The sequence below is a fragment of the Glutamicibacter creatinolyticus genome (genome assembly GCF_006094275.1).
Lineage (GTDB): Bacteria > Actinomycetota > Actinomycetes > Actinomycetales > Micrococcaceae > Glutamicibacter > Glutamicibacter creatinolyticus.
In genome coordinates this window covers 3107844-3129885 of sequence record NZ_CP034412.1, presented here as the reverse complement: position 1 = coordinate 3129885, position 22042 = coordinate 3107844, and the positions used below count along the sequence as shown (strand labels likewise).

19 protein-coding genes and 4 pseudogenes are annotated in these 22042 nt (G+C 65.1%); 8 read left to right on the top strand and 15 right to left on the bottom strand.

All coding sequences use genetic code 11. From position 1 onward, the window contains the following. Positions 1–356 precede the first annotated feature (356 nt). The gene (locus GcLGCM259_RS14345; RefSeq protein ID WP_175419459.1) at positions 357–764 is read left to right on the top strand and encodes a hypothetical protein; all 408 of its coding nucleotides are present in this window, start codon (positions 357–359) and stop codon (positions 762–764) included. A 641-nt stretch (positions 765–1405) separates the two neighbouring features. Here GcLGCM259_RS14345 and GcLGCM259_RS14340 read toward each other — a convergent pair. Genes GcLGCM259_RS14340 through GcLGCM259_RS14325 form a run of 4 tightly spaced genes read right to left on the bottom strand, consistent with a single transcriptional unit; the run spans position 1406 to position 6551 of the window. Continuing rightward, a complete protein-coding gene (locus GcLGCM259_RS14340; RefSeq protein ID WP_138176212.1) occupies positions 1406–2239 on the bottom strand; it encodes a bifunctional allantoicase/(S)-ureidoglycine aminohydrolase in 834 nt (277 codons plus the stop codon). Positions 2240–2249: 10 nt separating this feature from the next. Beyond that, a complete protein-coding gene (locus GcLGCM259_RS14335) occupies positions 2250–3503 on the bottom strand; it encodes a DUF6986 family protein (protein WP_138927024.1) in 1254 nt (417 codons plus the stop codon). After that, positions 3503–5128 carry a malate synthase A gene (gene aceB, locus GcLGCM259_RS14330; protein WP_138927023.1) on the bottom strand — a complete coding sequence of 542 codons (1626 nt, stop codon included), beginning with the start codon at positions 5126–5128 and terminating at the stop codon, positions 3503–3505. Before aceB ends, GcLGCM259_RS14335 begins: the two co-directional genes overlap by 1 nt. Before the next feature lie 43 nt (positions 5129–5171). Continuing rightward, complete coding sequence (locus tag GcLGCM259_RS14325) at positions 5172–6551, bottom strand: NAD-dependent malic enzyme (protein ID WP_138176206.1); 1380 nt, start codon at positions 6549–6551, stop codon at positions 5172–5174. A 246-nt stretch (positions 6552–6797) separates the two neighbouring features. On the opposite strand from GcLGCM259_RS14325, the gene GcLGCM259_RS14320 reads away from it, so the two are divergent. The 4 genes from GcLGCM259_RS14320 to GcLGCM259_RS14305 all read left to right on the top strand — a co-directional run bounded on the left by GcLGCM259_RS14320 (position 6798) and on the right by GcLGCM259_RS14305 (position 9890). After that, on the top strand, positions 6798–7568 hold the full coding sequence (locus GcLGCM259_RS14320) for an IclR family transcriptional regulator (RefSeq protein WP_054821505.1): 771 nt from the start codon (positions 6798–6800) through the stop codon (positions 7566–7568). A 219-nt stretch (positions 7569–7787) separates the two neighbouring features. After that, on the top strand, positions 7788–8582 hold the full coding sequence (locus GcLGCM259_RS14315; protein ID WP_138176204.1) for a carbon-nitrogen hydrolase family protein: 795 nt from the start codon (positions 7788–7790) through the stop codon (positions 8580–8582). A 109-nt stretch (positions 8583–8691) separates the two neighbouring features. Then, a complete protein-coding gene (locus GcLGCM259_RS14310; RefSeq protein ID WP_054820938.1) occupies positions 8692–9078 on the top strand; it encodes a BlaI/MecI/CopY family transcriptional regulator in 387 nt (128 codons plus the stop codon). Between the two features lie 5 nt (positions 9079–9083). After that, the gene (locus GcLGCM259_RS14305) at positions 9084–9890 is read left to right on the top strand and encodes a M56 family metallopeptidase (RefSeq protein ID WP_138927022.1); all 807 of its coding nucleotides are present in this window, start codon (positions 9084–9086) and stop codon (positions 9888–9890) included. Here the strand turns inward: GcLGCM259_RS14305 and GcLGCM259_RS14300 are convergent. From GcLGCM259_RS14300 to uraD, 6 genes are all read right to left on the bottom strand, one after another. Continuing rightward, complete coding sequence (locus GcLGCM259_RS14300; RefSeq protein ID WP_138176200.1) at positions 9887–10798, bottom strand: alpha/beta hydrolase family protein; 912 nt, start codon at positions 10796–10798, stop codon at positions 9887–9889. The two genes, GcLGCM259_RS14305 and GcLGCM259_RS14300, sit on opposite strands and share 4 nt — an antisense overlap. An 83-nt stretch (positions 10799–10881) precedes the next feature. Further along, a complete protein-coding gene (locus GcLGCM259_RS14295; protein WP_138927021.1) occupies positions 10882–12807 on the bottom strand; it encodes an ABC transporter ATP-binding protein in 1926 nt (641 codons plus the stop codon). 315 nt (positions 12808–13122) lie between these two features. After that, positions 13123–14661 (bottom strand): nucleobase:cation symporter-2 family protein, encoded by a 1539-nt coding sequence (locus tag GcLGCM259_RS14290; RefSeq protein ID WP_138176196.1) that lies wholly within the window; start codon positions 14659–14661, stop codon positions 13123–13125. A gap of 78 nt (positions 14662–14739) precedes the next feature. Beyond that, the gene (gene pucL / locus GcLGCM259_RS14285; protein ID WP_138927020.1) at positions 14740–15669 is read right to left on the bottom strand and encodes a factor-independent urate hydroxylase; all 930 of its coding nucleotides are present in this window, start codon (positions 15667–15669) and stop codon (positions 14740–14742) included. A gap of 4 nt (positions 15670–15673) precedes the next feature. Continuing rightward, positions 15674–16030 (bottom strand): hydroxyisourate hydrolase, encoded by a 357-nt coding sequence (gene uraH / locus GcLGCM259_RS14280; RefSeq protein ID WP_054820935.1) that lies wholly within the window; start codon positions 16028–16030, stop codon positions 15674–15676. 50 nt (positions 16031–16080) lie between these two features. Continuing rightward, positions 16081–16575 (bottom strand): 2-oxo-4-hydroxy-4-carboxy-5-ureidoimidazoline decarboxylase, encoded by a 495-nt coding sequence (gene uraD, locus GcLGCM259_RS14275; protein WP_138176194.1) that lies wholly within the window; start codon positions 16573–16575, stop codon positions 16081–16083. 326 nt (positions 16576–16901) lie between these two features. On the opposite strand from uraD, the gene GcLGCM259_RS14270 reads away from it, so the two are divergent. Further along, a complete protein-coding gene (locus GcLGCM259_RS14270; protein WP_138176192.1) occupies positions 16902–17084 on the top strand; it encodes a hypothetical protein in 183 nt (60 codons plus the stop codon). A 196-nt stretch (positions 17085–17280) separates the two neighbouring features. Here GcLGCM259_RS14270 and GcLGCM259_RS14265 read toward each other — a convergent pair whose 3' ends face one another. Continuing rightward, on the bottom strand, positions 17281–18279 hold the full coding sequence (locus GcLGCM259_RS14265) for an AEC family transporter (RefSeq protein ID WP_138176190.1): 999 nt from the start codon (positions 18277–18279) through the stop codon (positions 17281–17283). 119 nt (positions 18280–18398) lie between these two features. Here GcLGCM259_RS14265 and GcLGCM259_RS15655 point away from each other — a divergent pair. Continuing rightward, positions 18399–18644 (top strand): annotated as a pseudogene (locus GcLGCM259_RS15655) (SDR family oxidoreductase); the annotation flags it as partial. On the opposite strand, the gene GcLGCM259_RS15650 reads toward GcLGCM259_RS15655, so the two are convergent. Continuing rightward, entirely contained in the window at positions 18539–19006 is a 468-nt protein-coding gene (locus GcLGCM259_RS15650; protein ID WP_246049900.1) for an SRPBCC family protein, read from the bottom strand. The pseudogene GcLGCM259_RS15655 and the gene GcLGCM259_RS15650 sit on opposite strands and share 106 nt — an antisense overlap. A 32-nt stretch (positions 19007–19038) precedes the next feature. Further along, positions 19039–19167: pseudogene (locus GcLGCM259_RS15740) on the bottom strand (MarR family transcriptional regulator); the annotation flags it as partial. A gap of 5 nt (positions 19168–19172) precedes the next feature. Here GcLGCM259_RS15740 and GcLGCM259_RS15855 point away from each other — a divergent pair. Further along, positions 19173–19968 (top strand): annotated as a pseudogene (locus GcLGCM259_RS15855) (pirin family protein); the annotation flags it as partial. On the opposite strand, the pseudogene GcLGCM259_RS14240 reads toward GcLGCM259_RS15855, so the two are convergent. Beyond that, positions 19943–20646 (bottom strand): annotated as a pseudogene (locus GcLGCM259_RS14240) (ZIP family metal transporter). The pseudogenes GcLGCM259_RS15855 and GcLGCM259_RS14240 sit on opposite strands and share 26 nt — an antisense overlap. Before the next feature lie 15 nt (positions 20647–20661). Continuing rightward, positions 20662–22026, bottom strand: a complete 1365-nt coding sequence (gene dnaB / locus GcLGCM259_RS14235) for a replicative DNA helicase (RefSeq protein WP_138927017.1) — start codon at positions 22024–22026, stop codon at positions 20662–20664. Positions 22027–22042: the final 16 nt, after the last annotated feature.

Sequence of the window (22042 nt, the reverse complement as noted above, 5' to 3'; positions counted from 1 at the left end):
GCTTCGAAATTGTCTTGTATTCAGGCTACTTCCTACCCACCCTTGGACCCGGAAAGCCGTGCCACCATTGCCTGCCCCTGCTGCGATTGAGCGCTCTGCGCCCGCACTTCCCCTTACTGGGAATTACCTGAGAGTCCTCGCGTTTGCATGCGTGTGAAAGCTAGAGTCCGATGCAAGCATTGCTGTTGCCACTGGGCTTGCCTGATTTGCGTCGCATCACTCGCATCTGGGTCCGCCCAACCAGACACGGCCAACCGCAGCGCGACTACCGGGGAAATCAATGCCGGTATTTGTCGTGCCCTTTTGGAGGTTGAAGCATGGCGGAGCGATTCGTGAAATCGCACATTGCAGAACGCGTGGCTGAATTTATCGGAGCGCGCGAAACCCGCGCATACTTGGAGTCCCACGGCTGGGTCCAGGGCATGCCCATCATCATGGCCAAGCCGCATGAGCCGCTGGACGACGTGATGGGTCTGGTTGCCATCCAGCAGGGCCCTGCACTGGTTGCCACTGTGGATCCCAGCACCGAGGAGCTTCGCTTCCTCTACGTCTCAACCCCCTCCGCCGCGTTGAAGGACGTGCCTCCGTGCCGCCCGGAAACCGATGTCTGCAAGCTCTTCGAGGCCGCGGCCAGAAGCGAAAGCATCACCTTCCGCAGCCGCTACACCCCGCACAGCGCGGTGGCGCACCTGGTTCCGGTCTTTGATGCCGCAGCAACACAGGCCATCCCCGCCGACGAGGGGGAAAGCTCACTCAAGCCCTGACGCATTGTGCGCGATCCCCAGCACCACCGAAAACGCTGCCGCGGCGGACCACACAAAGCGGGTCTGCCGCGGCAGCGGTGAGAAGTTGATTGGTGCGCTGCCGGTCGGGCCAGCCGAGAAAAATTGAAGAACGGCAGCAAAAAACCGCGGGGCGATCGTACGGCTCCGCGGCCAGAAGTGCAGGGTTTCCCGGTAGGAAGGAACTTAGTGGGAATGATAACCCCAGATCCATCTGGACGGTGTTACCACTCCACCGGATCACCGCACACCTACCGGGGGGTGAATGCACGAGACCCTTATCCGGTCGCCTTGGACGACCAGACGTTATGACTGTAGCACCCGGCGGACCACCCAGACGGCGTTGCGCCGCACGAGGGCGCATGACCTTTCACACCTTGACTCAGCGGCTTTTTCCTGTCCATTTTCAGCCGCGTGAGCGAACCGCCTGCAGGTGTTGAACCTCGCAGCAGGTCAAACACGCGTCGCGTTAAAAGGAGAACCGGAACCACACCCGGTCACGACGTTCCCGCCCGGCCTGTCCCTGCGAAACATCACTGGAACAAAGAGGTTGGACAAGCTGGGAGGTACGACGTGAACCAGGGCGCGGCTCCGGCCCGGTCTAGGAGTACTGCAGGCAGCGCCTACAGCATGATCTGGCGGTTCTGGTCCTTGTAGAGCAGGTAGCGGAAGTTCGACGGTCCGCCGGCGTAGCAGGCCTGCGGGCAGAAGGCGCGCAGTGCCATGTAGTCCCCGGCCTCGACCTCCACCCAGTCGTCGTTCAGGCGGTAGACGGCCTTGCCCTCCAGGACGTACAGGCCGTGTTCCATCACGTGGGTTTCGGCGAACGGGATCGAGGCGCCCGGTTCGAAGGTCACGATGTTCACCCCGAAGTCGAAGGCCACGTCGTTCGGGTCCAGCATCCGGGTGGTGCGCCACTTGCCGTCGGTGTCGGGCATGGCGCCGGCCTCGATGTCCTGCTCGTTGCCGACCACCGGACCCGGGGCGGCCACCCCGGCCAGCGGCTCGTAGCGCTTGCGGATCCAGTGGAAGGTGGCGACCTCGGCGGCGTTGTTCTTCGCCGACCACTGAGCACCGGCCGGCAGGTAGGCGAAGCCGCCCTCGGCCAGCACGTGGTTCTCGCCCTCGATGCTCAGGCTCAGTTCCCCGGCCACCACGAACACAAACCCGGAAACCTCGGCCTGCGGCTCGGGCTTCTCGGCGCCGCCACCCGGACCGACCTCAACGATCGACTGGGCGAAGGTGGTCGGCCCGCCGGCCACCGGACGGTTCAGCACCCAGGCGCGGGTGTTGGTCCACTCGGGGAAGACGCTGGTGACGATGTCGCGCAGTACCCCGCGCGGGATCACGGTGTACGCCTCGGTGACCACGGCGCGGTCAGTGAGCAGATCGGTCTGCGGCGGGTGGCCGCCGTAGGTGGTGTAGTAGGGGGTCTTCGCGCCGGCTTGGGCTGTCATGGTCTTCTCCTCAGGCATGGGAACGGTTCAGGGCTAGGGCTTCAAGTTCGGCAACGGAAATCTGGGCCAGTGCGGCCACTTCCTCTTCCTCCACCGCACCGCAGGCCAGGCCGCGGTGGATGTAGCGGGCCAGCGCACGGGCGGTCGCCGGCTCATCCATGATCGCCGATTCGATCTTGTGGACGTAGTTGCGCAGCCGGGTGGCTGCCGCTTCAAGGTTCTCCCGGAAGAAGGAGAAGGTTGCCAGGTAGCGGGTGACCAGCTGGTTCTCGTGCAGGTCCCAGCCCTGGTAGATGCCGCGTTCCAGGTGGCGGCGCACCAGGCGGGCGTGCAGCGCCCAGGCGGCGGCCACGTTCTCCGGGTCCCCGGCGGGCAGGATGTTGGTCGAGCCGTCGGAGAGCTCCACCCCGGTGCCGGCCACCACAACCTGCAGCACGTCCTTGGCGAAGTCCGCCACCGGGTGCTCCATGGACTGGTAGGCGGCGGCGACCCCGAGCGAGGCCGAGTAGTCATAGGTGCCGTAGTGCAGCGAGGAGACCCGCCCCTTGCCGGCGTGGATCAGCTGGGCCACCGGGTGGGTGCCGTCCGCGGCGATGATCACCTGCGGGGTCTCCACCTGCACCTCGAAGCGCAGCGAACCGGCCTCCAGGCGGTGGGCGGCCTCCAGCTTCTCGGCCAGGAACACCATGGCCTCGACCTGGGCCACGGTGGTGACCTTCGGCAGGGTCAGGCGCAGCCCCTGCGGCAGCGGGCCGTGGCTGGCCAGCTGGGAGATGAACACATCCAGGGTGCGCACCGCCCGGGCCCGGGTTTCGGCCTCAAAGCACTTGAAGCGGATCCCGATGAACGCCGGTGCGGTGCCGGCGGCCACCGCACCGGCCACCGCGTCGGCGGCGGCCGCTGCGGCCGCGTCCTCCTCGGCGTCGGTGCGATGGCCGAAGCCGTCCTCAAAATCCAGACGCAGGTCTTCGATCGGCTCCCCGCGCAGCTTCGCGGCCACCAGGGCACCGAGCTTCTGCCCTTCGCGCAGCCCCAGGTTCCCGGCCAGCTCGGCCAGGCCCTCGGCGCCGCCGACGGCGGCCAGGGCGTTCGCGCCCCAGCGGGCCGGCAGTTCGGCGGTGTAGCGGTCGGCCGGGACGTACACGGTGTGCACCGGCTGGCGGGCGCCGGTGTCCCCGGCATAGCTGGTGGCCAGCAGCTGGTCGGTGGCGGCCAGCTGGCCCTCCACGGCGGCGAGGGTCGCCTGATCGAAGACTGTGTTCATTACTTGCTCACGTATTCCTTTTCCAGTAGTTCGTAGGCCGGCAGGGTCAGGAAGTCAACGAAGTCCTCGTCCCGGCCGCTGACCAGCTTGCCGATCAGCTCCGCTGCCGGCTGGTAGTAGGCGGCGAAACGCTCTTCGTCGTTCACTTCACCACGCAGCCGCTCAACTTCCTCGGCCAGCAGGGTGGAGACCATCTCGGCGGTAATGGTGTTGCCGGTGTCCTCGGCGACCACCTCGTTGCGGATCTGCTGCCAGATCTGCGAACGGGAGATCTCCGCGGTGGCCGCGTCCTCCATCAGGTTGTGGATCGCCACCGCGCCGTTGCCCGAGAGCCACACGGCGGTGTAGGCCACGGCCACGTACAGGTTGGCGCGCACGCCCGCCTCGGTGACCTTGCCCGGGGCGCTGGCCACGTCCAGCAGCTGCTCGGCGGTGACTTCCACCTCCGGACGCTGTTTGTCGATCTGGTTCGGCTTCTCGCCCAGCACCGAGTCGAACACCTCGCGGCAAATCGGCACCAGGTCCGGGTGGGCCACCCAGGAGCCGTCGAAGCCGTCGGTGGCCTCACGGGTCTTGTCGTCGCGCACCTTGGCGAAGGCGGCCTCGGTGACCTCCGGTTCGCGGCGGTTCGGGATGAAGGCGGCCATGCCGCCCATGGCGAAGGCCCCGCGCTTGTGGCAGGTCTTGACCAGCAGCTCGGTGTAGGCGCGCATCATCGGGGCGGTCATCGCCACGTCCGCGCGGTCGGGCATGATGAAGTCGGCGCCGGCCTCGCGGAAGGTCTTGATGATGGAGAACAGGTAGTCCCAGCGTCCGGCGTTCAGGCCCGAGACATGGTCGCGCAGCTCATAGAGGAACTCGTCCATCTGGAAGGCGGCCGGGATGGTCTCGATCAGCATGGTCGCGCGCACGGTGCCGTGCTCGATGCCCAGCTCCTGCTGCGCGAAGGTGAAGATCTCATTCCACAGGCGCACCTCCAGGTAGTGCTCCATCTTCGGCAGGTAGTAGAACGGACCCTGCCCGGATTCGGCCAGCACCTTGGCGTTGTGGAAGAAGTGCAGCCCGAAGTCGACCAGCGCGCCCACGGCCGGCTTGCCGTTGACCTGCACGTTGTTCTCATTCAGGTGCCAGCCGCGGGGGCGGACCACCACGACGGCCAGCGGCGCGTCGGTGCGCAGCGAGTAGGTCTTGCCGTCCGGCTGGGAGAAGCTGAGCTCACCGCGGGCGGCGGCGCTCAGGTTCGCGATCGCGTCGATGACATTGTCCCAGCTGGGGGTGGAGGCGTCCTCCAGGTCGGCCAGCCACACCTTGGCGCCGGAGTTCAGCGCGTTGATGGCCATCTTCGCCGGAGAGGCCGGGCCGGTGATTTCCACGCGGCGGTCGCGCAGCGCCTCGGGCGCCTCGGCGACCTTCCAGTCGCCGTTGCGCACGTGCTCGGTTTCCGGGTCGAAGTCGATGCGCTTGGCGGCCGAGTACTCGGCGCGGCGCTCGTCGCGGGCGGCGACCAGCTCGTCGCGGGTGCCGGCGAAACGCTCGTGCAGCTTCTCGATGAAGGCCAGCGCCTCATCGGACAGAATGTCCTGGGCCGCGGGCACGTTCGGGATGCGTGAAATGGAGATGGTCATGGTGCTCCTCATACCTCTGTGTTCTTTGTGATTGCTCTCAATGTCAGTTCGCTGCCCGAGCCACGGCGGCGGCCACCTCGGAGGCCACCTGCGGGTCGAACACCGACGGGATGATGAACCCCGGATTGAGTTCCGCTTCGCCCACCCGTGCCGCAATCGCGTCTGCGGCGGCCAGCAGCATGGCGTCGGTGATGTCCGAGACGCCTGCGTCCAGCAGCCCGCGGAAGAAGCCCGGGAAGGCCAAGACGTTGTTGATCTGGTTGGGGAAGTCGCTGCGACCGGTGGCAACCACGGCGGCATGCTTCCCGGCAACCAGCGGATCCACCTCGGGATCCGGGTTTGCCATGGCGAAGACGATTGCGTCCTTGTTCATGGCCGCAATGTCGTCCTCGTCCAGGACGTTCGGGGCCGAGACGCCGATGAACACATCGGATCCGGCGACGGCTTCCTTCAGGGAGCCGGTGAAATTCTCTGGGTTGGTGTTCGCCGCCAACCAGCTGCGGTGCTCGTCCGTGTAGTCCTCGTTGCGGCTGATCGCACCGTTGCGCCCGCAGGCGATGATGTTGGTGGCGCCGCGTGCGGCCAGCAGCTGGATGATCGCGTTGCCCGCGGCCCCCACCCCGGAGACCACGATGCGCACCTCGGAGAGGGACTTGCCGACCACCAGCAGGGCATTTTGCAGGGCCGCGAGGGTCACGATGGCGGTGCCGTGCTGGTCGTCATGGAACACCGGGATGTCCAGCTCTTCGCGCAGGCGCGCCTCGATCTCGAAGCAGCGCGGCGCGGCGATGTCCTCCAGGTTCACACCTCCGTAGACCGGGGCCAGGGCCTTGACGATCTTGACGATCTCGTCGCTGTCCTGCGTATCCAGGCAGACCGGCCAGGCGTCCACGTCGGCGAACTGTTTGAACAGGGCGGCCTTGCCCTCCATGACCGGCAGCGCGGCGGCCGGGCCGATGTTGCCCAGGCCCAGGACGGCCGAACCATCGGTGACCACGGCGATGGTGTTGCGCTTGACCGTCAGGTTGCGGGCGTCGGCCGGATTTTCGGCGATGGCCTTGCAGACGCGGGCCACCCCCGGGGTGTAGGCACGGGAGAGGTCATCGCGGTTGCGCAGGGCCACCTTCGGCACCACTTCGAGCTTGCCGCCCAGGTGCATCAGGAAGGTGCGGTCCGAGACGTTGCGGACGTTGACCCCGTCCAGTTCGTCCAGGGCGTCACGCACGCGCTGGCCGTGTTCGACGTCGGCGGTGTTGCAGCTGACGTCCACCACCATGTACGCGTGATGCGATTCGGTGACGTCCAACGCTGTGATGTCTCCGCCAGCCCGTCCTACCGCCGCAGCCAGTTCGCTGGTGGCGGTGATTGATGCGGGGGTCTGGACCCGCAGGGTGAGGGAATACCCCGGGCTTGGTGCTGCCATGATCACTCCTCGTGATGAAAAAGTTTCCGTATAGTGGATATTAGTATCTGTAAAATGAAAACACAACCCATTTTTGTGGACTGCGACACAAGTTTCAAGCAGATGACTTTTCGGATCGTGGAATTTTCGGCCCAATGTCCGGTATTCTCTTAGTTAACAACCCATGAAAAACAGCCTCCCCAGGGAGTCCTCACCCTTTGGACGCTGTGGCGAGACTGCGTAGAGCAGTCAGGCAAGGAGCGAATTATGACCGAGGTCAAGGCCCGGGCCACCGGCGGAGTGCAATCGGTCGAGCGTGCCTTTGAGCTGCTGGAAGTCATCGCCCGGGCAGGCGGGGAGGCAGCGCTGAGCGAACTGGCCGCCGATACCCCGTTGCCGCTGCCCACCATCCACCGACTGCTGCGCACCCTGGTCGGCGTGGGCTACGTCCGCCAGCTGCCCAACCGCCGATACTCCCTGGGCCCACGGCTGATCCGACTGGGCGAGGTCGCCAACCGCCAGCTCGGCGCCCTGGCCACCCCGCGGCTGAAGGAACTGGTCGATCACCTGGGTGAGAGCGCGAACATCGCGGTGCTCGACGGTGACATGGTCACCTACATCGCCCAGGTGCAGTCCACGCACTCGATGCGCATGATCACCGAAGTGGGCCGCCGCGCGATGCTGCACCACTCGGGGGTGGGCAAGGCGATCCTCTCGGTGCTGGATGATGAACGCATCCAGCGACTGGTCGCCCAGGCCGGCATGCCGGCCAAGACGCCGAAGACCATCACCACCCTGGGCAAGCTGTTCACCGAAATCGAGGCCGTGCGCGAACGCGGCTACGCGGTGGACGAGGAAGAGCAGGAATTGGGCGTGCGCTGTTTTGCGGTGCCGGTCCCCGGGGCCCCGACCCCGATGGCGATCTCCGTGTCCGGGCCGGTCTCGCGGGTGGACGCGGACTTCGCCAAAAAGGCGGTCCCGGAGCTGCAGGCCGCAGCGGCCGAACTCGGGCGCCAGCTGGTGGCCGTCACCGAATAGCCGCGCGGTTCTCGCAGGCGGGCTCCAGGCGTGGGAGGGAACCGATACCGGTCCCTCCCACGCCTCTGCCATGCCCGGGCCCGCCAGCCCGCGGCCGAAGGACAGACCGCGGGGCATCCCGGCGTCGCCTGCCGGGGAGGGGATTTCCCCGGGGCCACTGGCGTAGAGTCAAAGCAAGGGGCGCACAGCCGCCAACACCGCACCCAGGAGGGCCTACGCATGAAGATCGCCATGGCGCAGGTGCTAAGCACCGCCAACCCACAGCAGAACCTGCAGATCATCCGGGAGACCGCTTCCCGCGCCGCCCAGGAAGGGGCGCGCATCGTGGTGTTCCCCGAGGCCATGCACATCGCCATGGGCAATGACCTGCTCGAAGCGGCCGAACCGCTGGATGGCCCCTGGGCCAACGGTGTGCGGCAGATCGCCGAGGAGCTGGGGGTGCTCATTCTGGCGGGCATGTTCACCCCGGGCGTCGGGAACCGGGTGCGCAACACGTTGCTGATCACCGGTGCGGGGGTCGACACCGCCTACGACAAGCTGCACCTCTTTGACGCGTTCGGCTTCCTGGAGTCGGATTCGGTGACCCCCGGGGAGCAGCCAGTGCAGTTCGAGCTGGACGGCCTGACCTTCGGCGTCGCCACCTGCTATGACCTGCGTTTCCCCCGGCTGTTCACCCACCACGCCCAGCAGGGAGCCGTGGCCACCCTGGTCTCGGCGTCCTGGGGTGCAGGACCGGGGAAGGCCGAACAATGGTCCACGCTGGCCCGCGCCCGCGCCCTGGACACCACGACCTTCATCCTCGCCGTGGACCAGGCGGATCCGCAGAGCGCCGGAATCGCGGTCAGCGGCGCCGCGCCGCGCGGGGTGGGACGCTCGGTGGCCGTTGACCCCCTGGGCCGGGTGCTGGCCGAGGCCGCAGAGGCCATCGAACTGCTCCTGGTGGAGGTGGACCCGGCGCTCATCGACCAGGCCCGGACGGCGTTGCCGGTGCTGGAGAACGCGCGGCAGATCTAGCCTTCCACCCCCAGCGCGCGGCGGTTGCCGGTGAAGAGGGCCCGTTGGCGGGCGAACTTCACAGTGGGCGGACTGGACAGCCCTAGTAGAATTAAGGCTGGAGGTGTTCATGACTCGTCGACCTACTCGCGTGCGCGGCGAACTCGAGCGCGAACTGATGCAGATCCTGTGGGACAGCACTGAACCGTTGGGGATCCGCGAAATTCAGGATGTCTTCACCGGGCATATCCCGGCCTACACCACGTTGATGACTTCCCTGGACCGGCTGGAAAAGAAGGGCCAGGTCATCCGCATCGAGGAAGGCCCGCGCAAGATCCGCTTCCGGCCCACCCATTCCGGCGGGGAGCACACCAGCCTGGCCATGACCGCCGCACTCAATGCCTCGTCGGACAGTGAGGCGGCCCTGCTGCGCTTCGCCGGCAACCTTTCCGATGAGCACCTTGACCTGCTGCGCCAGGCCATCGGCCCCAAGAGCGCGAAGCAGAAAACCCGGTAACCACCATGTTGGTTGCACTCTGCTTCGGCGTCACGGCCATCGCCCTGCTGCTGTTGGCCCCGGTCGCCCTGACCACCGGCCAATGGCAGGTACGCCGGCCCAAATTGGCGTTGGCCGGCTGGTTCGGCTCATTCTTCATCGGCGCGCTGTGCGCCGGCGCCATGGTGGTCAGCCTCGTGGTCGCCGCCGTCACCACAACCGCCTCGACCAGCCTGACCAAGGCCGTGGCGACCGCGGTATTCTCCTGGCTCGCCTTGGCCGTAGCCGGTGCGATCATTGCCCTGGTCTTCGCGTTCACCGAACCGTTGAACGCCTCCCAGCGTGCCACCCTGCGAAAGATGGCGCCCACTGCGGTGTCCCGCGAGAAGCGGGATGAGTTCACCTTCGTGCGCTTCGAGGTCGCCGAACCGGTCGCGTGCGCCGTGCCCGGGCGGCTGCCCCAGATCCTGGTGTCCACCGGGCTTGAGGACCTGCTCAGCGCCCCGCAGCTGCAGGCGGTGCTGGCCCATGAATACGCCCACCTGCGTCACCGCCACGGTTGGGTGGTGCGCATCGCCGAGCTGAACGCCCTGTGCCTGCCGCGCTTCTTCTCCGCCGGACACCGTCTCAAGCAGGCGACCTTGCTGCTGGTGGAATTGGCCGCCGACGACACCGCGGCCAAGCAGGCCGGGGCCGTCAATCTGGCCAACGCCCTCTGGCACATGTCCCAGGAGACCGGGGATGCGGGAATGCTCTTGCGGGCTCAACGGCTGACACTGCGGCGCTGGCCCCTGGCAGCACGCTGCCAGGTGCCCGACGCGATCCGGATTTAGGCCGAGGCGGCCGCCGGGGACTCCAGCTCGGTGGCGCGCTCTTGCTCCTGCAACCAGTTGAGAACCTGGGCCCACACCTGCTCCCCCACTCCGCGGCGCATCAGCCCGTGGTGGCCAATCTTCTTTAGCCCCAGCTCGCTGGGCTTTACCGTGCGGCGCTCAACCTGCGCATTGCCCAGGTGAGCAGTGAGCCGGTCCATCTGTTTGGGCGAGGCCCACAAATCATCGCTGGCCCCCACCGCCAGCACCGGAATCCTGACCCGATCGGAGCGGGCTTCGGCTTCCATGCTCGGGTCGTCAAAGAAGTATTCGCGCTTCTGCGTCCACCTGGACCACTCAAACAGCGCGGCGGCCGGAATATCCTCACCCAGCGTCAGTTTCTTGCCCGGCATGTATCCCAGCAGCCTGGTCAGCAGCGGCCCAAAGACGGTCAGGACCAGGCGCACCCGCAAACGCTCCTGCCATGGGCTGATGGTGCGTATGGCGGCAATATGGCTGGAGACCACGACCGCTGCGCTGAGTTTCTCGGTGCCGTAGTCCAGTACCAGCGCGTGTCCCCCCACGCTGTGCCCGATGGCGTAGTGCGGCAGGTTGGGATAGCGGCCGGCCGCCCAGTCCGCGACGGCCGCCACGTCCTGCTGGATCCAATCCCGCATGCGGATTTGCGGGTGGGCCTTGGCCTCACCCGATAACCCGGTCCCGCGGAAGTCATAGGTGATGGTCAGCAGGCCCGCTGCGGCCGCATATTCGGCAAAGGCCCGGTAGAAGCCCTGCGGCGTCGCGGTCGCCGAGTGAACGAGCATCACGCCCACGGGTTGCTGGCTGGGCTTGTAAATGGTCGCGGCCACCCCGTCACGAACGGTTACGGGTATCCGCACATGCTCACGAATGACTGCTTGTGTGTCCATGATCACCATGGTAGCCATAAGTTACTAGCTAGTAAACAAGTTGCCCCAGACGCCCCGGATGCCTGCTGTCCGCCACAGCGGTTCTACCCCTCGCGGGAGACCGGCGAAGGACTTGGCACACCGGACGCTTCCCCACCCTCGCCAGGGATCGGGTCCTCCTGGGAGAACTGGGTCCGGTACAGCTCGGCATAGCGGCCGGCGCGCCGCAGGAGCTCGCCATGCGTTCCGCGCTCAACGATGCGGCCACCTTCCACGACCAGGATCTGATCGGCGGAGCGGATGGTGGAGAGCCGGTGGGCAATGACCAGGGCGGTGCGGTTCTCCAGCGCCTCACCGAGCGCCGCCTGCACGGCGGCCTCGTTAGCGGAGTCCAGTGCGGCGGTCGCCTCGTCGAGAATGACCACCTGCGGGGCCGCCAACAGCAGGCGCGCAATGGTCATCCGCTGGCGCTCCCCTCCCGAAAGCCGGTAGCCGCGTTCGCCGACCACGGTTTCCAGCCCATCCGGCAATGCCTGGATCGTGGGCTTCAGGCGGGCCCGCTCCAGCGCCTCCCAGATCTCCTCCTCCGTGGCGTCGGGCTTGGCCAAACGCAGGTTGGCGCCGATGGTCTCGTGGAACAGGTGTCCATCCTGGGTCACCATCGACACAGTGGCACGCAGCGATTCAAGCGTCACCTTCCGCACGTCCACTCCGGCAAGTTCGACACTGCCGCTATCCACGTCGTAGAGCCTCGCCAGCAGGGAGGCGATGGTGGATTTCCCGGCGCCGGAGGAGCCAACCAGCGCCACCGTGGAACCGGCAGGAATTTCAAAGTCGATGTCATGCAGCACCGTCTGCCCACCGCGCGTATCCAGCACCGCGACGTCCTCCAGTGACGCCAATGAGACCTTCTCGGCGCTGGGGTAGGCGAAGGAGACGTGGGAGAACTTCACCGGAACCGGACCGGGGTCCAGGACCCGCGCGTCGGGGGCGTCGGTGATCAGCGGCTTGAGGTCCAGCACCTCAAAGACTCTGTCGAAGCTGACCAGGGCACTGGTGATTTCCACCCGCGCGTTGGCCAGGGCGGTGAGGGGAGTGTAGAGGCGGGTCAGCAACATTCCCAAAACCACCACGTCACCAGGGGCCAACGCCCCACGCACCGCGTACATGCCCCCCAAGCCATATACCAGGGCCAGCGCGAGCGCAGCCACCAGGGTCAGCATCGCAACGAAGAAGAACTGTCGCATCGCGGTCTTCACCCCGATGTCCCGCACCCGGCCGGCGCGCAGGGCAAAGTGTGCTGATTCATCGGCCGGGCGACCGAACAGCTTGATCAGCGTGGCACCCGGCGCGGAGAAACGTTCGGTCATCTGGTTGCCCATGGCGGCGTTCAGTTCGGCGGATTCCTTGCGCAACACGGCCACGGATTTTCCATAGCGGCGGGCCGGCAGCAGGAAGACCGGCAGCAGCACCAGGGCCACCAGGGTGACCTGCCAGGAGGTGGAGAGCATCACGCCGGCGGTGAGCACCAGCGCCACGCTATTGGACACCAGACCGGACAAGGTCCCGGCGAAGGCAGCCTGCGCGCCGATGACGTCATTGTTCAGGCGGCTGACCAGCGCGCCGGTTCGGGTCCGGGCGAAGAACGCGACCGGCATCTTTTGCACGTGGTCGAAGACCGCGGTGCGCAGGTCATAGATGATTCCCTCACCCAGCCGGGAGGAGAACCAGCGCACCACCACGGAGACCACGGCGTCGAGGACCGCCACCACCGCGATGATCAGGGCAATGGTCAGAATTGTCCTGATGCTGCTCTGGGCGACGATCTCATCGACAATGCGTCCGGCCAGGACAGGGGTAATGACCGCCAGCACCGCCGAGAGCACCGAGAAGAGCACGAATACCAGCAGCCGGCTCTTGTAGCGGGCCGCGAAGGCCAGGACCCGCCGTGGGGTGGTGGGCGCGTAGGCCTTGCCCTTGTCCCCTGACATTCGCCACAGCGAATGCCAGGCAGCGTTTTCCATGCTCATTATCTGTTGCGCTCCAGCTCAGGGTCTTGCCGGGACTCTCCGTCTGCTCATGGCGGGATGTCCCCAGGAAATTCTTGGCCCGCCGACGCGGGCCTGTCGATGGCATAACGCCTTTGCGGGCCGAACACTTCCCGAACGCCCCACAATCGGCTTCGAGCATACTCGTTAACGGACCGAAGCCCCGGCCACATTGCTGTGGTCGGGGCTTCGGTCAAGGCCCGGGTATCGGGCTAGTGCCTTGGATGGGGGCCACTGTCCGCGTCACCGGCTTCGGAGGATGAGTCCTCCTCGACCGGTGTTTCAGCGTCCGTCGCGTCAGTGGCCTGAACTTTTGGATTGGCTTAGCTGTTGCAGCTCAATCTGTCCCGTCATCACTTGCTCGAACTCTTCGCTGGTGACGACCGGGATCTCCTGCCCGTCCTTGTCGATCAGCTTGCCGTCCTCGAAGCTGTCGCCTTCCAGCAGTCCGCAGATTTCCTCCTGCTTGACCATGCGGGGCGGAGCGGCGGCAAAGACCGAGCCGTCCTTGCCCATCGAGCCGCGCTTGAACTCGTTGAATAGCAGGTTCAGCAGGACGGCCATGATGGCGGCCGAGGAGATGCCCGAGTGGAAGATGGTTTCGAACCAGGTCGGGAAGTTCTCGTAGAAGTCGCCCTTCACGATCGGCAGGCAGCCGAAGGCGATCGAGGCGGCCACGATGACCAGGTTCGCGCTGTCGTACTTGACCTTCGACAGGGTGCGGATGCCCGAGGCGGCCACGGTGCCGAACAGGACGATGCCTGCGCCACCCAGGACCGGCATCGGAATGGCGGCGACCACGCGGCCCAGGATGGGCAGCAGGCCAAGGACCACCAGGATGCCGCCGCCGGCGGCCACCACGAAGCGGCTGGTGATGCCGGTGATGGCCACCAGGCCGACGTTCTGCGCGAAGGCGGACTGGGTGAACGTGTTGAAGATCGGGGCCACCACGGAGGAGGCCATGTCGGCGCGCAGGCCGTCGGCGATGCGCTTGGAGTCGACCTTGGTCTTGGCGATCTCGCCCACGGCCAGGATGTCGGCGGTGGTTTCGGTCAGGATCACCAGGACCACGATGGTCATGGAGATGATGCCGCCGATTTCAAAGACCGGCCAGCCGAAGGCCAGCGGCTGCGGGAAGGCGAAGAATGCGCCCTCGCCGACATTGGAGAAGTCAGCCATGCCCAGCATCGCCGCGGCAACGGTGCCGATGACGATGGCCAGCAGGATCGAGAGGCGGGACAGTGCCGCGCTGCCAACCTTGGAAAGCAGCAGCACGATCAGCAGGGTGCCGGCGGCCAGGCCAATGTTGGCCAGGGAGCCGTAGTCCTCAGACTTGGCATCTCCGCCCATGGCCCAGTTCGCGGCGACCGGGGTCAGTGAGACACCGATCATCGTGATCACCACGCCGGTGACCACTGGAGGGAAGAACCTGATGATGCGGGCAAAGAATGGGGCGATTAGGAAGCCGATGAGCGATGCGACCAGCACTGCGCCAAACACGGCCTGGATACCACCACCACCATTGACGATGGCGACCATGGTGGCCACCGAGGCGAAGGAGGTGCCCTGCACCAGCGGCAACTGGGCCCCGAAGAACGGGATGCCCACGGTCTGCAGGATGGTGGCCAGGCCGCCAACGAACAGACAGCTGGCAACCAGCACACCGATTTCGGTGCTGCTCAGGCCAGCGGCGCCGCCGATGATCAAGGGTGGGGCGATGATGCCGCCGTACATGGTCAGCACATGCTGCAGACCGTAGGCAAAAGTCTTGCCCAGAGGTAATTTCTCGTCCTCGGGACGCTGCCTTTTGATAGATTCTGAGTGCGCAGCGCTCATGGCTGACCTCCTTGTAGTCAGTCGCTGCCGGGATGTGCCCGTGTTGCACCACGGGCACATCCCAAGCACGGAGTTGGGTTAGATAAACGCCGGGACGTTGGCCCAGATGGCGTGGTTGGCCGGCACACCTTCACGGGTGACGGTAGCTTCGATCAGACCGTACGGGCGGTCAGCGGCGAAGAACACTTCGTTCGGGTTGTCCTGGCCAAACGGCTCCAGGTCAACCAGGAAGTGGTGCTTGTTCGGCAGGGACATCTTGACCTCTGCGATCTCCGGGTGCGCTTCCAGCACGGCCTTGCCCATTTCGAACATGGTCTGCTGCAGTGCGTAGGAGTGGGTGTCGGCGAACGCGGTCAGCAGAAGCTTGCGGACCGAGTTGTACACCGCGTCGTAGTCGATGCCGGCCTTGATGGCCTCGCCATCGTAGCGCCAGCGGGCGCTGACGTCGGTGGCCAGGATGCGATCGCTGGTTTCCTTCAAGGTGGTGTACTTGTCCACCGGGAAGCCGTGGAACTCGCTGCCGGTCGACTTCAGGACGGTCAGGTCCTCGATGCCGGCGACGATGTTCTTCTCACCGTTTTCGCTGATTTCCAGCACGGCGGTGCGGAACTCGGACTTGTTGCGCGAGAAGGCGTGGTCGTGATCGTTGATGCGATCCCAGAAGTACTCTTCAGCTGCCCAGCGGCCGCCGGTGATCCACTCGAACTCACCGGTGAAGTGCTCACCGAGGTTGATCAGGAATTCCTCTACGGAGCGCACGCCATTGCGCGCCAGGCCGTAAACGGTGTTCTTCTGGGTGTCGGTGGGGACAACGCGGCCGTTGTCGCCATCGATGTGCGCGGCGGTGAAATCGCCGTGCAGCTGGCTGGTGACGTTCAGATCCTGGATCTGGTGACGGTCGGTGTCGCGGGTGATCTTCACCAAACGGACTTCGGCCTTGCCGTACTGGTTCTGGCCCAGGACAATCTTGGTGTCGGTGGCTGCCGGTGCGGTTGCTTCGGTAGTCATTGTTCTAACTCCCTCGGTACGTGGAATATGCAAACGGGCTGATAAGAAGAGGTACGTGGTAATGCTCATCGACGTTGTTTACGTAGAAGTCGATGCTTACCGCGGGGAAGAAGCTTTCCGTTCCCTGCTTCCCGAAGTAGGCGCCGGTCTCGAAGGAGACCCGGTAGTGCCCGGCTTCAACCTGTATCGGTCCCAGGTTCTTGATGCGGCCATCCGCATCGGTTGAACCGGATCCGATTTCTTGCCAGCCGGATGCCGTCTTGGCTTCCAGCGTGGCCTTGACACCGGAGGCAGGCCTCCCGGTCCCGGTGTCGAGTACATGGGTGGTGATGTGACTGCGTTCAGTCGAAACATCTGCCATTGATAACTAACTCCTTGGTTAAGGCGTCTTCTGGTGAGGTCGGTGGCGGTCTAGTTCTGGACCGCGTTGGAAAGACGCAGCACTGCGATGGCCCGCAGCTGCTCGGCGACTTCCCGAAGTTCGGTGTCGTCATCGTTACCCAGGCGGCGTTGGCACTCCGCGAGGATCTCCTCGGTGGTGCGTCCGGCGGCGCGGATCAGGAAAACGCGGGAAAAGCGTTCCTCGTAGGCCCGGTTCGCCTCGATGAGGCGGGCGTTGACGTCTTCGTCCAGGTTCAGGGCGGCCTGTTCGTTGCGCGAGAGCTTGGCTTCGGCGCTTTCGCCGGCCGCACGCTCCCCGATACGGGGGTGGTGGGCCAGGGCTGCTTCGATCTCCTGGGCGGTAAAGGGATTGGCACTGCGTTCTGCGGCCTGCGTGAGGTCGCTGACGTCAGTGAAGGGACGTGCAGCAATCAGCTCGTTAACCCAGCGGTCGATGTCAATGCAGGGGCGCAGGACGTCGGCGGCCTCAGAGTTATCCAGCGAATTGAACACTGCAAGTTCCATGGGTGATCAGCTACTTTCAGAAAAAGTCGAACCTCCACGTTCCGGTCGCTGACACCCTTACCACCGGCTGGCAGTGCCGGCTTCGACTCGATGTTTCTGGATCGTGGAATCTTTGTTCCACTACTGTAAGCCACCTCACAGGTGTTCCGTCAAGTGGTTCAGGTCACGAAGTTTAACAAGTATGACTTAATCGGGTTTCTGCCCGCGTTAACTAACAATTTTGGGTTTACCCCTTGTAATGCCCTTGGAAGCCCGGCATACTGTTTTCACACAATAAAACTTAAGTTCCACATCTTGGAATTTACGAACACCCCAAGGAGGGTCGCATGACCGCTATTTCATCGGCAAATACGAATTGTTCCAAGGAAGAGCCAATGGTCCTCGCGGCCACCGAGGCACTGCGCACCGGCTTGTTCCAGCCTGTTCCGTGCGTGGACCCGGACCTCTCCCCTCGGCTGAAGATCACCGAGGTGACCCCCGGATTCTGGGATCGGCTGTTGCGCCGGTAGGAGTGCGGGCCGCGAGGCATCAAGACCACGTAGAGATCATGTCCCTGAGGCGTCGGGCATGGTCTTTACGTCTTTAACGGGTCATTGCGCACATTCCGCCGACCTGCCACGGACCGAAGCTAAATCCAGCTCGATACTACAAATCGGCGGTACCGGATCCCAGTTTTCTTCATGGCTGCCGTTGAATGGTATCGACCTATTTCAGGAAGAGCTGCGAGAGCACGGGTAGAACAACGACGGAGAGCACGCACGTAATCACAATGGCCAGGGCCGTGGGTTCCCCGTCCCCGGTATCGGCTTGGGCCATGATGTACGCGGTGGCCGAGGTCGGCATCGCCGCCATTAAGATGGCGGTATTGAACCACAAGGGATCCAGCTCCGGGGCCAGCAGCAGGAGCAGTGCGACCGTCAGCAGTGGAAGCGCCACCAGCTTGCCCAAAACCATCAAGGGCATCATCGCCCGTGATCCTGGTTCGCCGGCGCCGGTCGGTACCCCGCGTTGCCGCAACCGCTGCACGGTGCGACGCAGCGACAACCCAATGGTGAACAATGCGCCGGGAGCGGCCGCGGCGGCCAGCAGGTCGACGGTCTCATCCAATGGCCCCGGAACGGGCAACTGCCAGATGGCAACGGCACCGCCAAGCAACATGGCCCACGTCACCGGGTTGTAAACCAGCGCCTGGCGGATGGTGCGCAGGATCCGCCCGCCGCTGGGCTTGTGCGGGTGGGCCGTACCAGCTGGCAGCATGAGCTGCGCGAGCACGGGGAACCCCACCATGAAGATGACGTTGTGCACCAGCTGGCCCATTCCGGCGGCAAATCCCGCCGACGGGCCAAGCACCCCAAGGATCACCGGTATCCCCAGGTAGGAGACGTTACCGAAGCTGGTGGTCAGCATCCCGGCCATGGCGCGGGGCGCTGAACAACGCACGAGGTATCGGTAGGTCACCCAACACAGGAGCGCGAATCCCAGGGCAGCGCCGGCACTGATGCCCAAAAAGGCTCCCGGAACGCCCTCGCTGACATTCGCGTGGGCCACCACACGATAGAGCAGCGCGGGCAAGGCAACGTAGAAGACAAAGACGTTCAGGGCTGGCTCGACGCTGGCGGGAAACTTCGGTGAGTAGCTCGCGCCATAACCGACGAGCATCACGAAGAACAGCGGCAATACGCCATAGAGTACGTCGAGGAACACGCCTCTCCTTATTTTTCCTTCTGTGGGCTCTTCAAGGGTAGTAGTCCATGGCCGGGCAAATGGGAAACGGTGGCCACACGCTCCTTCACGGGGAAGGGGTGTGGCCACCGTTTGCCCGGGACGAAGTCTGCGCGGTCAACCTCACCGGTGCCATCAACTGCGCCCGGCAGGCCTTTAATCACATGAAGGACCACGGTGGCGGACGCATCATCAACAACGGGTCCATCGCCGCCCAGGTTCCCCGCCCCCAGTCGGTGGCCTACGCGGTCACCAAGCACGCGATCACGGGGTTGACGCGCTCCATGGAATTGGACGGGCGCCCCTGGGGCATCACGGCCTCACAGATCGACATCGGCAAGACCTCGCGGGGCAGCGGGCCCTGGGTGAGGGTAACGATGGTTTGCCCGGCGAATTCCTTCAAGTCGATCCGGGTGTGAATTACCAGATCCAGCGTCATTTCATGCGGTCCGTCGGCGCTGACCAGGCAGGTGTACTCATCGAATTCGGTGATCGTGGCCTTCAACGGCACCTCCTGGGTGGGGTTCTGGTGCTGGTACATGACCAGTTCGTGGCGTCCGCCGACCTTGGGTTCCAGGACCACGGAGGATTCCTTGATGCCCCATCCGGCCGGACCCCACCATTGGGCGATGATTTCCGGTTCGCAGAACGCGGCCCACACGGCGGTGCGCGGCGCGGCAAAATGGCGGGTCAGTACCAGTTCGGTCATCTCATCCATGCCTTGAAGATTACCGCGTTCCCGGGGTCCAGGTGCAGCTGGGCGCTCAGCTCCCGCGCCCCGATCGGGCCCTGTTCCCACAGGGCCAGCATCACCAGGTATTGCGGATGGGTGAGCCCCAGGGGTTCAAGCACCGGACGGTAGGAGGAGATGACCGGAGATCCTGGAACCGCGCCCGGTGCCGCTGGGCGGGCCGCGCGCCATGACGGTCTACCGCACACTGCCGCAGAAGCAGCGCAGCCTGATCGGGGCCTGGTGCTTCCTGGACCACTACGGTCCGGACGATGTCTCCAAGAGCCTGGGGATGGCCGTCCCACGTCACCCGCATACCGGCCTGCAAACGGTGTCCTGGTTGTTCACCGGGGCGATCGACCACATGGACTCGGCAGGTTTCAAGGCCACGGTGCGTCCCGGGGAGCTGAACCTGATGACCGCCGGGTACGGGATCACCCATTCGGAATTCTCCACGAAGGACACCACCGTCCTGCACGGCGCCCAGCTGTGGGTGGCGTTGCCGGAGCATGCCCGCAACATGGAACCGACCTTCGAAAGCTACCGCCCCGAACCGCTGACCGGCCCGGGCTGGAGCCTGTCGGTGTTCCTGGGCAATCGGCGGGGCGCCGCTGAACGAGCAGGTCTTGATGTGGTGGAACTTCGTGGGCCGCACCCATGAGGAGGTGGTCGCCTTCCGTCAGCAGTACCAGGCGGAGATCGGCGCCGAGCCCGGGGACGCCTCCGAGGACCGCTTCGGGCCGTTCCTGCCCGAACGCGACCGCTACGTCCTTGACGATGCGGGCAAGCACATCGGCGCCGCCCACTACCGCGACTACCAGGGTGAGAACGGGGTGGAGCGGATCTTCTTCCACACCGTGGTCGATGAAGAGTACAGCGGCCAGGGCCTGGCCGCGCCACCCGTGGGACGGCGGCCTACCCGCCGAGCGCGTGCAGGGTGAAGGCGCTGAGGAACCCGAGGGTGACCAGCAGCCCGGTGTAGTCGTGGTCCACCGCGTACGCCTCGGGGATCATGGTGTCCGCGATCATGGTCAGGATGCCGCCGGCCGCGACCGCGGTCGCGAACGCCAGCACCTCGGCGGGCATCTGTGCCAGCGCGATGGCACCGATGAAGGCGGCCAGTCCGCTGGCCACCGCGATTGCGCCCCACAGTTCATGTCCGCGGTGCTGGCCAGCCCCTCGGGGATGTTGGAGATGAAGATGGCAGCGAGCATGGTGGGGTTGATTCCCGCTCCGGCCACGACTCCCAGGCCCAGGGCCACCGATTCGGGAATCCCGTCAATCAGCGCCCCGACGGCGATTGCGGTGCCGGAGGAGTCCTGGGTCCGCGGGGTGCTGGCGTGGCGTCGCGCCGTCAGCCAGGCCAGCAGCCGATTGGCGCCGAAGTAGAGCCCCGCGCCGGCGAGCACCCCGGCGACGCTGGCCGCCAGGCCGCCCTGCTGGTAGGCCTCCAACACCAGCTCAAAGCTCAGCGCACTGATCAGCACCCCTGAGCCGAAGGCCATGATCGCACAAACCCAGATCCGCGGAATGCGCAGCCACCAGGCCGCCCCGGCCCCCAACAGCAGGGCCGAACCGGCCACGGTGCCCCACAGCAGGGCTTGAAGGCTCTGGATCATGGCACCCACTATAGGCTACCCTTCGCGTTGCATGTTGCTGAACCGGGAGTAGTGGCCCTGGAAGGCGACGGTAATGGTCTTGGTGGGACCGTTGCGGTGCTTGGCCACAATCACGTCGGCCTCTCCGGGACGATTTTCCTTGTCGTACACGTCCTCGCGGTGCAGCAGGATCACCATGTCCGCATCCTGCTCAATCGAGCCGGATTCACGCAGGTCCGAGACCATCGGCTTCTTGTCCGTACGCTGTTCCGAACCACGGTTCAGCTGCGAGAGCGCGATGAGCGGGACATCGAGCTCCTTGGCCAGCAGCTTCAGGTTACGGGAGAACTCCGAGACTTCCTGCTGGCGTGATTCAACGCGCTTGCCCGAGCTCATCAGCTGCAGGTAGTCCAGCACGATCATCTTCAGCTCGTTGCGCTGCTTCAGGCGGCGGCACTTGGCGCGGATCTCCATCATCGACATGTTCGGGGAGTCGTCAATGAATAGCGGAGCCTCATTCAACCGTCCCATGGTGGTGGCGATCTTGGTCCACTGGGCATCCTCCACCGACCCCTTGCGCAGGTCCTGCAACTGGATCGAGGCCTCCGCGGAGAGCAGACGCATCGCGATTTCATTGCGCCCCATTTCCAGGGAGAAGAACACGGTGGCCATGTTGTTCTTGATTGCCGCCGAACGCGCAAAGTCCAGGGCGAAGGTCGACTTGCCCACGGCCGGACGCGCGGCGATGATGATCATCTGCCCGCCCTGCAGGCCCTGGGTCAACTCATCAAACTCGTAAAAGCCGGTGGGGACACCGGTAATGCCGTCACCGGCGTTGGCCGCATTTTCGATCTCATCGACGGTGCCCTCGATGATCTCGCTGAGCCGGACATAGTCTTCGCTCGAGCGATTCTCCGCAACCTTGTAGACCTCGGCCTGCGCCTCGTTGACGATGGCGTCCACGTCCCCGTCCGGGGAGTAGCCCATCTGCACGATCCGGGTCCCGGCGTCGACCAGGCGGCGCAGCACGGCGCGTTCGCGCACGATCTCGGCGTAGTAACCGGCGTTCGCGGCGGTGGGCACGGACTGGATGAGGTTGTGCAGGTATGCGGCACCGCCTACCCGGACGATTTCGCCCCGCTTGGTCAGCAGGTCCGAAACGGTGACGGCGTCAGCCGGTTCGCCCCGTCCGTAGAGATCAATGATGGCCTCATAGATCGATTCATGGGCCGGACGGTAGAAGTCGTTGCCGCGGACCACCTCAATGACATCGGCGATCGCGTCCTTGGAGAGCATCATGCCGCCCAGAACCGACATTTCCGCGGCGATGTCCTGCGGCGGCGTACGCCCCGCCTCGGAGTCGCGGTTCTCGTAAGCCTGCTCAGCGCTGGCAATAGACATTCAAATCCCCTTCTAC